8 protein-coding genes are annotated in these 14,277 nt (G+C 71.6%); 4 read left to right on the plus strand and 4 right to left on the minus strand.

The window, feature by feature from the left end; all coding sequences use genetic code 11:
• The first annotated feature begins 136 nt into the window (after nt 1-136).
• From LUTJ29_RS0111845 to LUTJ29_RS0111860, 4 genes are all read left to right on the plus strand, one after another.
• Nucleotides 137-955 carry a fumarylacetoacetate hydrolase family protein gene (locus tag LUTJ29_RS0111845; RefSeq protein ID WP_027072698.1) on the plus strand — a complete coding sequence of 273 codons (819 nt, stop codon included), beginning with the start codon at nt 137-139 and terminating at the stop codon, nt 953-955.
• Nucleotides 952-2,550 carry an aldehyde dehydrogenase (NADP(+)) gene (locus tag LUTJ29_RS0111850; protein ID WP_027072699.1) on the plus strand — a complete coding sequence of 533 codons (1,599 nt, stop codon included), beginning with the start codon at nt 952-954 and terminating at the stop codon, nt 2,548-2,550. The genes LUTJ29_RS0111845 and LUTJ29_RS0111850 overlap by 4 nt, the downstream gene beginning before the upstream one ends.
• A gap of 387 nt (nt 2,551-2,937) precedes the next feature.
• Nucleotides 2,938-4,968: a YjhG/YagF family D-xylonate dehydratase gene (locus tag LUTJ29_RS17285; protein ID WP_051322963.1), complete on the plus strand. Its 2,031-nt coding sequence runs from the start codon at nt 2,938-2,940 to the stop codon at nt 4,966-4,968.
• 27 nt (nt 4,969-4,995) lie between these two features.
• Nucleotides 4,996-6,306 carry a gluconate:H+ symporter gene (locus LUTJ29_RS0111860; protein ID WP_027072700.1) on the plus strand — a complete coding sequence of 437 codons (1,311 nt, stop codon included), beginning with the start codon at nt 4,996-4,998 and terminating at the stop codon, nt 6,304-6,306.
• Between the two features lie 396 nt (nt 6,307-6,702).
• Here the strand turns inward: LUTJ29_RS0111860 and LUTJ29_RS0111865 are convergent, their stop codons facing one another.
• The 4 genes from LUTJ29_RS0111865 to uxaC form a co-directional block, all read right to left on the minus strand.
• Nucleotides 6,703-8,301: a glycoside hydrolase family 43 protein gene (locus tag LUTJ29_RS0111865; protein ID WP_027072701.1), complete on the minus strand. Its 1,599-nt coding sequence runs from the start codon at nt 8,299-8,301 to the stop codon at nt 6,703-6,705.
• A gap of 31 nt (nt 8,302-8,332) precedes the next feature.
• The gene (locus LUTJ29_RS0111870; RefSeq protein WP_027072702.1) at nt 8,333-9,487 is read right to left on the minus strand and encodes an endo-1,4-beta-xylanase; all 1,155 of its coding nucleotides are present in this window, start codon (nt 9,485-9,487) and stop codon (nt 8,333-8,335) included.
• 189 nt (nt 9,488-9,676) lie between these two features.
• Nucleotides 9,677-12,382, minus strand: coding sequence for a beta-galactosidase GalB (galB, locus tag LUTJ29_RS0111875; protein ID WP_051322981.1), 2,706 nt, complete (start codon nt 12,380-12,382; stop codon nt 9,677-9,679).
• Nucleotides 12,383-12,459: 77 nt separating this feature from the next.
• Nucleotides 12,460-13,881, minus strand: a complete 1,422-nt coding sequence (gene uxaC, locus LUTJ29_RS0111880; protein WP_043741237.1) for a glucuronate isomerase — start codon at nt 13,879-13,881, stop codon at nt 12,460-12,462.
• Between the last annotated feature and the right edge of the window lie 396 nt (nt 13,882-14,277).

Raw genomic sequence — 14,277 nt, forward strand, 5'->3', positions numbered from 1 at the left:
CAACGCGGCGCCGGCGCGGTTGCAGGCGCAACCGCCATCACGCATCCCGCCTTCGATCCACTATCGTGGCGGCTGCCGCCCGCGTGTCCGGCAACCGTCACGCACGCCGCCATTTCCTTGCCACGGAAACTTCCGCATGCACAGCCTGCTGACCCGCCATGCCACGACCGGGGGCCCCCGCTGGGCGCTCGACGGCCGCTACCTGCCGCAGGACTTCACCCTCTCGCGCTGGCTTGGCGGTCCCACTGCCGGTGCACGCGACGCGCTCGTCGCCTTGCCACTGGGCGAAGCCGCGGACGCGCCGCTGCTGGCACCCGTCGAAGACCACCAGGAAGTGTGGGCCAGCGGCGTCACCTACCTGAGCAGCCGCATGGCACGCGAAGCCGAATCGCAGACCGCGGACGTCTACCAGCGCGTGTACGGCGCCGACCGTCCCGAGCTGTTCTTCAAGGCCAACGGCTGGCGCGTCGCCGGCCACGGCGCGCCGATCCGCGTGCGCGCGGACAGCCAGTGGGACGTGCCCGAACCGGAACTGGTGCTGGTGATCGGCGCCGACGGCGGCATCGTCGGCTACACCACCGGCAACGACGTGTCCTCGCGCAGCATCGAAGGCGAGAACCCGCTGTACCTCCCGCAGGCCAAGGTCTACGACGGCAGCTGCGCGATCGGCCCCGGCATCCGCCTGTGCGACGCGGCGGGCATGCGCGACCTCGCGGTGGCGCTCGACATCCTGCGCGACGGCGCCAGCGTCTTCTCCGGTGCCACCCGCACCTCGCAGATCAAGCGCGGCCTGGAGGAACTGGCCGGCTGGCTGCTGCGCGAACTGCGCCAGCCCCGTGGCGCGTTCCTCTTCACCGGCACGGGCATCGTGCCGGGCGAGGATTTCACCCTGCGTTCCGGCGACGTCGTCCGCATCGATATCGACGGACTCACCCTGGAGAACCCCGTGTCATGAGTACCTCCCCCGACCTGCAACCGATCCTGCTCGACGGCGCCTGGCGCCCCTCGCGCTCTTCCGGAAGCTTCCACGCCTGGAACCCCATCACCGGCGAGGCCATCGACGACCACCACTACCCGATCTCGGGCTGGGAGGACATCGAGGCCATGCTCGAGGCGGGCAGGGAGGCGGCAGTGCAGATGGCCCGCCTGCCGGCCGACGCGATCGCCGGATTCCTGGAGCGTTACGCCGACGCCATCGAAGCGCGCGCCGAAGCGCTGATCGAATCCGCGCATCGCGAGACCGGCCTGCCGGTGGAGCCGCGCCTGCGCAACGCCGAGCTGCCGCGCACCACCGGCCAGCTGCGCCAGGCGGCGAAGGCCGCGCGCGACGGCAGCTGGCGCCGCGCCACCATCGACACCGCGGCCGGGCTGCGCTCGATCCACGCGCCGCTGGGCGGCCCGGTGGTGGTGTTCGGCCCGAACAACTTCCCGTATGCGTTCAACGGCATCGCCGGTGGCGACTTCGCCGCCGCGGTCGCGGCCGGCAACCCGGTCATCGCCAAGGCGCATCCGTCGCATCCACGCACTTCGGTACTGCTCGCCGAAGCCGCGCTCGAAGCCGCGCAGGCCGCAGGCCTGCCCTCGGGCGCGGTGCAGATGTTCTACCGCTGCCCGGGCGAGCTCGGCCTGCGCCTGGTCGCCGATCCGCGCGTCGGCGCGGTGGCCTTCACCGGCGGCCGCCCGACCGGCATGAAGCTCAAGGCCGCGGCCGACGCGGTGGGCAAGCCGATCTACCTGGAAATGTCGAGCGTCAACCCGGTGTTCGTGCTGCCAGGCGCGCTGCGCGAGCGCGGCGCCGCAATCGCCGCCGAGCTTCACGGCTCCTGTGCGATGGGCGCGGGCCAGTTCTGCACCAAGCCGGGCATCAGCGTGGTCGAGAAGAGCGACGAGGCCGAAGCGTTCGTCGAGGAGTTGCGGCGGCTGGCGCAGGCGGCCAGGCCGGGCGTGCTGCTCTCGCCGCAGGCGCCGAAGGACATCGCCGCGACGGTGGCGCAACTGCGTGAGGCGGGCGCGGAGCTGCTGGCCGGCGGCGCCGTCGCCGACGAGGTCCCGGGGTTCGCGTTCCAGCCGACGCTGCTGCGGGCTTCGGGCAAGGCGTTCCTGGCCAATCCCGAAGCGCTGCAGTCCGAGGCCTTCGGCCACGTGCACCTGGTGGTGGTCGCCGCGTCCTGCGCCGAAATGGTGCAGGTGGCCGAGGCGATGGAAGGCAACCTCACCGGCACGATCTACAGCCACACCGACGGCTCGGACGATGCGGCCTACGACACGCTCGCGCCGGTGCTGCGCACGCGCGTCGGCCGCCTGCTCAACGACAAGATGCCCACCGGCGTCGCGGTAAGCCCGGCGATGAACCACGGCGGCCCGTTCCCGGCCACCGGCCATCCGGGCTTCACCGCGGTGGGCATCCCGGCGTCGCTGGTCCGCTTCTCGGCCCTGCACAGCTACGACAACGTGCGCCCGCACCGCCTGCCTGCCGAGCTGCAGGACAGGAATCCGGGTGGCCGCCTGTGGCGCCTCGTGGACGGCGAGTGGACCACGCGTGACGTCTGATCGGACCCGTGCCTGCTCCTTCCCCCGCGCGCGGGGGAGGGCCTGGGTGGCGCCCCCGCGGCGCACCAGGCTGCGTGTGCCGCCAGGCGTCCCTTGCCCCCATCCCAGCCTTCCCCCGCAGGCGGGGGAAGGGGTGCGCCTGCGCCGTGCATGCAGGCATGTGGACGCGCGGCTGCGTGATCCCCGGCCCCTGACCGCAGATCGCGCCCGTGCCTGCTCCCTCCCCCGCCTGCGGGGGAGCGCCGGGGTGGGGGCACCCCCGCGGTGCATGAGGCTGCGTGCGTCGCCAGGCGTCCCTTGCCCCCATCCCGACTTTCCCCTGCGCGCGGGGGAAGGGGCCTGCGCACGCCTTGCGTGCCGGACGGCCACCCACGTGGATCGCCGCGCATGACCCCCACGCCGCCTGCCCTCGACGTCCTGCTCGGCGACGGGTCGGCGATCGCCGCGTCGCGCACGTCCGGGGAAGGGCCGCCCGGCCGGCTGCCGATCGACGAACGCATGCTGCGCGAGGCACCGAGCGGGCACCTGTTCGGCATGACCCAGAACGCCGGCATGGGCTGGCGCGCGTCGGAAGTCGGACGCGATCCGTACCTGATCGTCAGCACCCAGGGCGGCCTGCGCGCCGAGGACGGCCAGCCGGTCGCGCTCGGCCTGCACACCGGCCACTGGGAACTCGACCAGATGGTGCGCACCGCCGCGCGCACCTTCGCCGAACACGGCGCGCTGCCGTTCGCGGTCGCCTGCTCCGATCCCTGCGACGGCCGCACCCAGGGCACCGCCGGCATGTTCGACAGCCTGCCGTACCGCAACGACGCGGCGGTGGTGATGCGGCGCCTGGTGCGCTCGCTGCCGGTGCGCCGCGGCGTGCTCGGCGTGGCGACCTGCGACAAGGGCCTGCCGGCGATGATGCTGGCGCTGGCCGGCTGCGGCGACCTGCCCGGCGTGATCGTGCCCGGCGGGGTCACGCTGCCCGCGCGCGGCGCCGAGGACACCGCGATCGTGCAGACCATCGGGGCGCGCTTCTCGCACGGCCTGATCGACCTCGAACACGCCGCGGCCATGGGCTGCCGCGCCTGCGGATCGCCAGGCGGCGGCTGCCAGTTCCTCGGCACCGCGGCCACCTCGCAGGTGGTGGCCGAAGCGCTCGGCATCGCGCTGCCGCACAGCGCGCTTGCGCCCTCGGGCGAGCCGGCGTGGACCGACATCGCGCGCCGTTCCGCGCTGGCGCTGATGGCGCTGGCGGGGCAGGGCACGCCGCTGTCGGCGATCGTCACCCGCGAGGCGGTGGAGAACGCACTGGTGGTGCATGCCGCGTTCGGCGGTTCGACCAACCTGCTGCTGCACGTGCCGGCCATCGCGCACGCCGCCGGCGTCCAGCGGCCCACGGTTGACGACTGGATCCGCGCCAACCGCGCCACGCCGCGCCTGGTGGACGCGCTGCCCAACGGCCCTCGCCACCATCCGACGGTGCAGGTGTTCCTGGCCGGCGGCGTGCCCGAGGTGATGCTGCACCTGCGGCACATGGGGCTGCTGCACCTCGACGTACTCACCGTCACCGGACGCACCCTGGGCGAGAACCTCGACTGGTGGGAGCGCAGCGACGCGCGCCGCATCGCCCGCGAACGCCTGCACGAGGTCGATGGCGTCGACCCCGACAACGTGATCATGGCGCCTGACGTGGCCCGCGCCGCCGGCCTGACCAGCGCGCTGGTGTTCCCGCGCGGCAACATCGCGCCCGACGGCTCGGTGATCAAGGCCACTTCGATCGATCCGTCGGTGGTCGATCCCGACAACGTCTACCGCCACACCGGGCCGGCGCGGGTGTTCGCCACCGAGCGCGACGCGATCCGCGCGATCAAGTCGAAAGGCGACGACGCCGTGCGCGCGGGCGACATCATCGTCCTCGCCGGTTGCGGCCCCGCCGGCACCGGCATGGAGGAGACCTACCAGCTCACCTCCGCGCTCAAGCACCTGCCGTGGGGCAAGCACGTGGCGGTGATCACCGATGCGCGCTTCTCCGGCGTGTCCACCGGCGCCTGCATCGGCCACGTCGGCCCGGAGGCGCTGGCGGGGGGCCCGATCGGGCGCCTGCGCGACGGCGACGTGATCCGGATCGAGATCGACCGCAACCGCCTCGAAGGCCGCCTCGACTTCATCGGCATCGACCGCGAGGCACCGCTCGATCCCGGCGTTGCGGCGGCACTGCTGGCCACGCGCGAGGTGCATCCCGCCATCGCCCCGCATCCGAGGCTGCCTGCCGACACCCGCCTGTGGGCCGCGCTGCAGGACGCGAGCGGCGGTACCTGGGGCGGCTGCGTCTACGACGTCGACCGCATTCTCGAAACCCTGCGCGCCGGCCGCGATGCGCTGCGTGCGCGCAGCCACGACGCACCTGGCACGGACACGCACCAGAACTGACGGCAGCCGCCGGGGAGGGCGCACCGCATGACCATGTTCCTGATCATCGCAGTGGCGATCGCGCTGCAGATCTTCCTGACCTCGCGCAAGCTCAGCCCGTTCCTGTCGCTGCTGGTGGTCGCCATCCCGATGGGCCTTGCGCTGGGCATGTCGCCCGAACAGCTGCTCAAGACCATCGACAACGGCGTGGGCAGCACGCTCGCCGGGCTGGCGCTGGTGATCGTGCTCGGCGCGATCCTCGGCAAGGTGCTGGAGGAAAGCGGCGCGGCGGAGAAGATCGCCAACACCCTGATCGCGCGCTTCGGCGAGAAGAACATCCAGTGGGCGCTGCTGCTGACCGGCTTCCTGGTCGGCATCCCGCTGTACTTCAACGCCGGCTTCATCATCCTGCTGCCGCTGATCTTCTCGCTGGCGCGCCGCACCGGCCTGCCGATCCTGTACCTGGCCATCCCCACGGTGGCCTCGCTCAGCACCACCCACTGCTTCCTGCCGCCGCACCCGGGCCCGGTGATCCTGGTCAACGCCTTCGGCGCGGACATGGGCAAGACACTGCTCTACGGCATGGTGATGGCGATCCCGGCGGTGGTGATCGCCGGCCCGTTCCTGGGCCGGCGGATGCAGGTGATCAACCCGCCGATGCTCGACCTGTTCGCCTCCAGCACCGGGCACAAGGAGCTTCCGGGAGCGTGGAGCTCGTTCCTGATCGCGCTCTCCCCGGTGCTGCTGATCAGCGTCTCGGTGCTGGCCGACGCGCTGCTGCCGGAAGGCGCCGCGCGGACCGCGCTGCTGTTCCTCGGCAACCCGACCATCGCCCTGCTGATCTCGACCCTGGCCGCGTTCTGGTGGCTGGGCTGGCGCCGCGGGGCAAGCCTGGAGACGCAGACCAGGTGGCTCAATGCCGCCATCGCCGGGATCGCCGTGATCCTGCTCATCATCACCGCCGGCGGCGTGTTCAAGCAGGTGCTGGTGGACAGCGGCGTGGGCGCCGAGATCGCCGCGTTGAGCGAAGCCTGGCACATGCCGCCGCTGATCTTCGCCTGGCTGGCCACCGCGCTGCTGCGGGTGATGATCGGCTCGGCGACCGTCGCCGTGATCACCGCTGCCGGCATCGTCGGTCCCCTGATCGCCACCACCGGCGCCTCGCCCGAGCTGATGGTGCTCGCCGTCGGCGCCGGCAGCGTGTTCGGCTCCCACGTCAACGACTCCGCGTTCTGGATGTTCAAGGAGTTCTTCAACCTGTCCATGAAGCAGACGTTCGCTTCCTGGACGGTGATGGAGACGACCATCTCGATCGTGGGCCTGGCGGGGGTGTTGCTGCTGGAACTGGTGGTGGGGTGATATCCGGAAGTCGCGTCCGCCCGCGAGGACGGGAAGGCGCGGGAACCTCTTCCGGCACTGGAGCAAGCCGTTGGCTCCCGGAGCCAGGCAACCTGCGAAGGCGCTTGACGACACGTGCCGGGCCGCCCGTTTGACTGCATCTCTGGCAGAGCTGTGCGCAGCGATGGACGTCAACGGAAGCAAACGGGGCGCCCGCGCCCCATATCCTTTTGCAGCGCGCTGGTCGGTGGCGGACCGCAGTGGTCAGTGGGGCCGCGGTCATCCCGGAGTCGAGCCTGGCCTTGCTGTCGTGCAGTCCCGGGCAAGTGAACAGCCTGCCGCGCCCTTGTGGCCCCGATGGCCGCACTTGCACGGTTGCCGCCGCGGGCGGTTCCGGCCCGATGCGTGGGAGTGCACCTATTTCGTGCCGCTTTCTGCCGCGTCACCCAACTCCCGGTACTCGAACCAGTCGAAGTCCGCATGCAGGCGCCGGCCGCTGATGTCCTGGCAGGCGATGCCGACGAAGTTTCCGGTGAAGCCGCAGGGCACGGCGTGTTCGTCGGCCAGGATCGAGGCGTCGTGTTCCCAGCCCACGGCGCTCCACAGCTCGCCATCGCGCGAGTAGGCGAAGCGGATGCGGTCGTGGTCGATGGCCAGGCGCAGGTACACGCGCTCGCAGTCGTCGAGCGGGTATTCCTTCTCCACCGGCCAGGTGACCTGGCCGCGTTCGCAGCGCATCAGGCCCAGGCAGCGGCGCGAGTGTCCGGTGCGCGAGAGGAACAGGTAGTAGAAGCTGTCGGTGCTGTAGAACGCGACCAGGCCTGCCATCTGCTGGAAGTCCTCGGGGGAGAACTCGACGCAGGTCGTGGCCTCGATCCGGAACGCCTGCTGCCGGCGGGCGACCAGGCTCTGTTCGAAGCGCGAGACGATGCTCTCGCGGCCGTACAGGCGCAGGTAGCCAGGGCGGGCGGTGAGGCTGGCCATGGCCTCGTCGATCGGGGCGCGCGGCGACTGCCAATGCGGGCCAAGCCGCGGCGCGTCGAAGTCGTCGCGCTCGGGCACGGCGGGCCAGGGATGCGGCGGCAGGTCGGGCGCGGTGAAGTGGTCCGCGGGGGTACGGGTGCCGTGGGCGAGGCTCGGCCAGCCGTCCACCCACGCGATGTCCTGCAGCGCGGTTTCGCGGCCGAGGATGGAGCGGCCATTGGGCAGCGGGCGCCGGCACAGGTGGGCGAGGCTCCACCTGCCGTCGGCGTGCTGCACCAGTGAGCCGTGGCCGGCGGACTGCAGGCGCAGCGACGGGTCGTGGGCGCTGGTGAGCAGCGGGCCGTCGGGCATCGGTTGGTACGGGCCTTCGATGCGGCGCGAACGCGCCACTGTGGCGGCGTGGGTGGCGAAGGTGCCGCCTTCGGCCACCAGCAGGTAGTACCAGCCGTCGACGTGGTACAGGTGCGGGCCCTCCACCAGGCCCAGCGGGGTGCCGCGGAAGATGTTGTGGACGGGGCCGACCAGGGCGCGCGCGGACGGGTCGTACTCCTGCAGCAGGATGCCGCCGAAGCTGTTGTGGCCCGGGCGGTGGTCCCAGACCATGTTCACCAGCCACTTGCGGCCGTCGACGTCGTGGAACAGCGACGGGTCGAAGCCGGAGTTGTTGAGGTGGACCGGCTCCGACCACGGGCCCTCGATGTCCGACGCGGTGACGAGGTAGTTGCGCACGTCCTTGAACTCGCCGGTCCAGCCGCGCACGTCGGTGTAGATCAGGTGGAACAGGCCGTCGGCGTGGCTCAGCGCCGGCGCCCAGACGCCGCCGGAGTTCGGGCGGCCGCGCAGGTCGAGCTGGGACGCGCGGGTGATCGCCGGGCGCACGGTGCGCCAGTGGACGAGGTCGCGCGAGTGGGCGATGGCCACGCCCGGCCACCATTCGAAAGTGGAGGTGGCGATGTAGTAGTCGTCGCCGACGCGCACGATCGACGGGTCGGGATGGAAGCCGCGCAGGACGGGGTTCGGGACAATGGGCATGGTGGCGTCGCCTGTCCGGGTGGAAGAGGCCTCAGGGTGCGGACGGAACCGCGAGCACCGCGCGCAGCGCGGGCTTGGCCTGGCCCTGTCGGTCGAACAGCAGCGGATGGTTGGTGCGGTTCGGGATCGGGTAGCCGTTCTTCCACGACATGCCGTCCTCCACGCCCCACACTGTCACCCGGTGCAGCTTGTCGCGGCGGCCGTGGAAGATGCGGAACAGCTCGGCGTAGCGGTCGGCGAGCTGCTGCTGCACCTCGTCGGGGAGGCCGTCGCGGTAGGGATCGAGGAAGCGCTTGAACTCGGGCAGCTCGAACTGCGGGTGCATCAGGCCCTGGCCGATGATCTGGCCTTCCCTGGTCAGCGGCAGCACGTCCACCTCGAGTTCGGTGATCATCACCTTGACCCCGAGCGCGGCGTAGGCGTCGATGGCGGCCTCGATGTGCGCGGTGGACGGGTAGTTCAGGCCCCAGTGGCCCTGGATGCCGACGCCGTCGATGCGGATGCCGTGCTCCTGCAGCATCCTGACCATGCGCACGATGCCGTCGCGCTTTTCCGGGCGCCAGGCGTTGAAGTCGTTGTAGTAGAGCTCGGCGTCGGGCGCGGCCTCGGCGGCGAAGCGGAAGGCGTCGCGCAGCAGGGCGTCGCCGTCGCCGCCGTAGGCGCGGGTCCACAGCGTGTCGCGGTACTGGCCGTCCTCGCCGATCTGTTCGTTGACCACGTCCCAGGCGTGCACGCGGCCGGCGTAACGGCCGGCGACGGTGTGGATGTAATCGCGCAGGCGTTCGCGCATCGTCGCGGTGTCGGCCGGCTGGCCGTCGGCGTCCTCGAAGAACCAGGCCGGGGTCTGGTTGTGCCAGACCAGGGTGTGGCCGACCATGAACAGGCCGTGGCGCTGGCCGAACTCGACGAAGGCGTCGGCGTCGGCGAAGTCCCAGGTGCCGGGCTCGGGATGCAGTTCCTCGGCCTTCATCGCGTTCTCCGCGGTGATGGCGTTGAAGTGCAGGGGCACCAGCGCCTGCGCGCGCGCATCCTTGCCCGAAACCATGTCCGCATTCATCGCGGTGCCGACGAGGAAGGCGTCGGCGTACACATCCTTGAGCGCCTGTGGCGGCGGGGCGGCGAGGGCGGTGGACGCGGCCGCCAGCACCGCGGCGGCGAGGACGTGGAAGGCGTTGCGCTTGTTCATGGGATCTCCGTCGAAGGGGGATGCGCAGGCGTCGGTGCGGCGGCGGGATATCACTACCTTGGGTCGCGGCCGGCCGCAACGGGTACGGCGCGTGGCGGCACCCGGCAGCCACGGCGCTCGCACGCGAACGGCATTCGCGCCCAGAGGCGCTCCCACGGGGGTGGGGGGGGCCGGCGGGTGCGCGCGAACCTACCTGGGCTCGCCATCGTCGCCGACCCGAAGCTCGACCGTCGCCGGCTCCAGGCCTTCGGACCGGGCCACCACCCGCACGGTACCGGACTGCCCCGGGACGGCGCGCACGATCGCCAGCGCCATCCCGCTGAAGGCCCTGCGCTCGGGCGAGGGGAAGGCGGTCAGGTCGCGCGGGTCGCCGTTGTCGGTGGCGACCAGCGTCGCCGGGCCCTCGATCTCGAAGCGCACCAGGCTGTCTGCATTGCGGATGGCCCGCCCCTGCGCGTCCAGCACGCGCAGGGTGATGAAAGACAGGTCGCGGCCGTCGTTGCCGATCGCCGTGCGGTCGGCCTCCAGCGCCAGGCGCGCGGGCGCGCCGGTGGTCTGCACGCGCGCCTCGGTCCACTCGCGGCCGCCGCGCCAGACGCGCACGTGCAGTTCGCCGGGTTCGTACACCACCTCGTCCCAGCGCAGGCGGTACTGGTACGGACCCTTCTTCTTCCGCCCCTGCGAGACGCCGTTGAGGAACAGCTCGGCCTCGTCGCCACTGGTGAACACGTGCACGGGCGTCACCTCGCCATCGCGCCCCGGCCAGTTCCAGTGCGGCAGGATGTGCGCCATCGGCAGGTCCGGCCGCCAGCGCGCCTGGTAGAGGTAGAAGCGGTCCTTGGGGAAGCCGGCCAGGTCGATCAAGCCGCTGTAGGAGCTGCGCGCGCTGTAGTAGGGCGTGGGCTCGCCCAGGTAGTCGAAGCCGTTCCACACGAACTCGCCAGCCACGTACGGGTGACGGTCGAGGGTGGCGAAGACCTTGTCGGCGCTGGAGCCGAAATCGACCGCGTACAGCTCGTAGGCGCTGACCAGCTGCCGCGCCGAATCGCCGCCGCCGTTGTGGTCGCGCACCGGCGCGCTCTGCAGCGGCGTGACCGGGAACAGATAGGTGCCGCGCGTGCTCAGCGACGAGGCGGTCTCGCTGCCGAAGATCACCTTGTCGGGGAACGCGGCGCGGAAGGCGGGGTAGGAGGGCGGCGTGCGGATGCGCTCGGTGCCCTCGAACTCCGGCTCCTGGCGGATGCCCTCGCCCTGGTAGTTGAGGTTGATCACGTCGAACTCGGCCGGGAAGGGCATGTCGGCCTTGGCCCAGTTCATCGAGGCGGTGGCCGGGCGGGTCGGGTCCTCCTCGCGCACGATCCGCACCAGCCGCCGCCCGATCGCCGCGCCGGCCTCGCCGTCGTACTGCTCGCCGACCTCGTTGCCCACGCTCCACAGGATCACGGAAGGGTGGTTGCGGTCGCGGCGCAGCATCGCGCGCAGGTCGGGCTCGTGCCAGTCGGGGAAGACCAGGTGGAAGTCGAGCGGGGTCTTCTTCTTCTCCCACGAATCGAACACCTCGTCGATGACGAGGAAACCCATGCGGTCGGTGAGTTCGAGCAGCTGCGTGTCGGGCGGGTTGTGCGCCATGCGGATGGCATTGACGCCCATGCTGCGCAGGATCTCCAGCTGTCGCTCGGCGGCGCGGACGTTGAACGCGGCGCCCAGCGCGCCCAGGTCGTGGTGCTGGTTCACCCCGTTGAGCACGATGTGCTCGCCGTTGACGATCACGCCGCGGTCCGGATCCCACTGCACGTCGCGGATGCCGAAGCGGGTCTCGACGCGGTCGACCACGCGGCCGCCCCGGCGCACGGTGGTCACGGCGAGATACAGGTTGGGCCGCTGCGTGGGCGGCGGGCCCCACAGGCGCGGACTGGCGATCTGCGCGCGCGAGGTGGCCTTCGTGCTGCCGCCGGCGACGATGTCGAAACCGACCGCCGGAATGCGCGCGACCGCCTCGCCCTGCGGGTGGCCCTGGGCGTCGAGTTCGAAGAACTCCGTCTCCACCTGCGCGCGCACCGGCGCATCGGTGGTGTTGTCGACCGCGACCGCCAGGTGCACGGTCGCCGCTTCCGCCGAGACCTGCGGCGTGGTGACGGTGGTGCCCCACTGCGTGACGTGCACCGGATCGGTGATGGTCAGGTGCACGTCGCGGTACAGGCCGCCGCCCGGATACCAGCGCGCGGATTCGGGCGGGTTGTCGAGCCGGATCGCGAGCTGGTTGCGGCCGCCGAACTGCACGTACGGGGTCAGGTCCACGCGCCAGCTGTTGTAGCCATAGGGCCAGCCGCCGACGAGTTTGCCGTTGAGCCAGACGCTGGCGTAGGACATCGCACCGCCCACGTCCAGGAACACGCGCCGTCCCTGGTGCGAGGCGGGGACGTCCAGCGTGCGCCGGTACCAGCCGATGCCCCAGCTGGGCAGCCGGCCCATGCCGCCGTAGGGGCCGTCGGCGATGAAGGGCCCGGCGATGGCCCAGTCGTGCGGCAGGGTGACCTGCTGCCAGCCGCGGTCGTCGAAGTCGGCGCGCAGGAAGGGCACCTCGCCGGTATCGGGCTCGTGCTGCGGACGCGCGTGGCGGGCAGCGGGATCGGCGATGAAGCGGTTGGCGGTGGGCAGGATCCAGGGCTTGAGCACCGGACGCGTGGTGTCGACTTCCACCGCCGCGTCGGGCCGCGCATCGGCGACCTTGCCGTCCGCGCTTTGCGTAACGTCGGGGCGCACGTCGTAGTCCAGCCTGCCGTCCACGCCCGGCGGATCGCCGGCGTGGAAGCGCCAGCCGGTGTCGAGCAGGACGGAAGTGCGTGGCGCGCCGTCCTCTGCGGCAACCGCCGGCGACACCGCGGTGGCGGCGATGGCGATGGCGGCCGCGAACAGGACGCGCAGGCGCGATGCGCGCGCGGTGCGCGCGGGCAGGGCGGGGACGCGACGGCTCACAAGCGGTAGGCCTCCTTCGGCAGGCGGTAGGCGAGGTCGGCGGCGACTTCCACCGCCTCGTCTTCCTCGAGGCGATGTTCGGCCACCAGCTTGGCCAGCACCGCGCAGTCGATGCGGCGGGCGACGTCGTGGCGGGCCGGGATCGACAGGAACGCGCGTGTGTCGTCGTTGAAGCCGACGGTGTTGTAGAAGCCGGCGGTACCCAGCGTCTGCTCGCGGAAGCGCCACATGCCCTCGGGCGAGTCGTGGAACCACCACGCCGGGCCCAGGTACAGGCAGGGCCAGTGCCCGGCCAGCGGCGCGAGCTCGCGCGAGTAGGTGCTCTCGTCGAGGGTGAACAGGACCAGCCGGAAGCGCGGCTCGTTGCCGAAGCGGTCGAGCAGCGGCTTGAGCCCGTGCACGTAGTCGGTGCGCAACGGGATGTCCGCACCCCTGTCGCGGCCGTAGCGTTCGAACAGGGCGCGGTTGTGGTTGCGGAAGCAGCCGGGGTGGATCTGCATTACCAGGCCGTCGTCCAGGCTCATCGCCGCCATCTCGGTGAGCATCTGGGCGCGGAACAGCTCGGCGTCGGCGGCGTCGGCCTTGCCGGTGACCACACGGGTGAACAAGGCGCGGGCCTGGTCGGGCGGGAGGTCGGCGGTGGCGCAGGTCGGATGCCCGTGGTCGGTGGACGTCGCGCCCATCGAGGCGAAGAAGGCGCGCCGCTGGCGGTGCGCGCGCAGGTAGCCGTCCCAGTCGTAGACGTTCTCGCCGGTGATCTCGCCGAAGCGCTCGAGGGACTGGGCGAACTGCTCGTGCTCGGGATCGATCACCGGGTCCGGCCGGTAGGCGGTGACCACGCGTCCGCGCCAGCCGCTGTCGCGGATCGCCTGGTGGTGGGCGAGGGGATCGAGCGGCGATTCGGTGGTCGCGATGACCTCGATGTTGAATCGATCGAACAGCGCCCGCGGGCGGAACGGCGCGGTCTGCAGGGCATCGGTGATCGCGTCGTAGTAGCGGTCGGCGCTGTCGGCGCACAGGCGCTCGCGCAGGCCGAAGACCTCGTGGAAGACGTGGTCGAGCCAGAGTGCGGAAGGGGTGCCGCGGAACAGGTGGTAGTGGCGGGCGAACAGGCGCCAGGCCTCGCGCGGATCGACCTGCGCGCGCGAGCCGTCGGCGCGCGGGATGCCGAGTGCGTCGAGGTCGATGCCCTGGCTGTAGAGCATCCGGAATACGTAGTGGTCGGGCACCAGCAGCAGCTCGGTGGCGTTGGCGAACGGCGCGTCCACGGCCCACCAGGCCGGGTCGGTGTGGCCGTGCGGGCTGACGATCGGCAGGCCGGCCACCTCCGCGTACAGGCGGCGCGCGATGGCGCGCTGGGTCGGGTCCGACGGGAACAGGCGGTCCGGGTGCAGGTTCAGCGGTCTTGCGGCGGTCATGAATTCGGCAATGGAGGAGGTGTCGGAGCCCATCGCTCGCAGGCGGCGAGGGGCGGCGTGTCCGCCTTCCGCCTGCGCGGAAGGCATGGTTCAAACAGCCTTCCCGCGCGCGGGAAGGCATCTGCAAGCGCCCGCCCCCGCAAGCGGGGGAAGGAATTGCCCTGCTCCCCTCCCCCGCTTGCGGGGGAGGGTTGGGGTGGGGGGAAGGCAGTCGCATCGGCCAGCCCCCACCCCGGCCTTCCCCCGCAAGCGGGGGAAGGAATTGTCCTGCTTCCCCCTCCCCCGCTTGCGGGGGAGGGTTGGGGTGGGGGGAAGGCAGTCGCATCGGCCAGCCCCCATCCCGGCCTTCCCCCGCAAGCGGCGGAAGGAGTTGTCCTGATCCCCCTCGCCCGCACG

The sequence above is a fragment of the Luteimonas sp. J29 genome (genome assembly GCF_000472505.1).
Lineage (GTDB): Bacteria > Pseudomonadota > Gammaproteobacteria > Xanthomonadales > Xanthomonadaceae > Luteimonas.

What these genes read in the sequence shown, in the direction of transcription:
- LUTJ29_RS0111845 (WP_027072698.1), top strand. Translation starts at nt 137, where the DNA reads ATGCACAGCCTGCTGACCCGCCATGCCACGACCGGGGGCCCCCGCTGG.
- LUTJ29_RS0111865 (WP_027072701.1), bottom strand. Translation starts at nt 8,301, where the DNA reads ATGCCCATTGTCCCGAACCCCGTCCTGCGCGGCTTCCATCCCGACCCG.
- LUTJ29_RS0111870 (WP_027072702.1), bottom strand. Translation starts at nt 9,487, where the DNA reads ATGAACAAGCGCAACGCCTTCCACGTCCTCGCCGCCGCGGTGCTGGCG.
- LUTJ29_RS17285 (WP_051322963.1), top strand. Translation starts at nt 2,938, where the DNA reads ATGACCCCCACGCCGCCTGCCCTCGACGTCCTGCTCGGCGACGGGTCG.
- uxaC (WP_043741237.1), bottom strand. Translation starts at nt 13,881, where the DNA reads ATGACCGCCGCAAGACCGCTGAACCTGCACCCGGACCGCCTGTTCCCG.
- LUTJ29_RS0111860 (WP_027072700.1), top strand. Translation starts at nt 4,996, where the DNA reads ATGACCATGTTCCTGATCATCGCAGTGGCGATCGCGCTGCAGATCTTC.
- LUTJ29_RS0111850 (WP_027072699.1), top strand. Translation starts at nt 952, where the DNA reads ATGAGTACCTCCCCCGACCTGCAACCGATCCTGCTCGACGGCGCCTGG.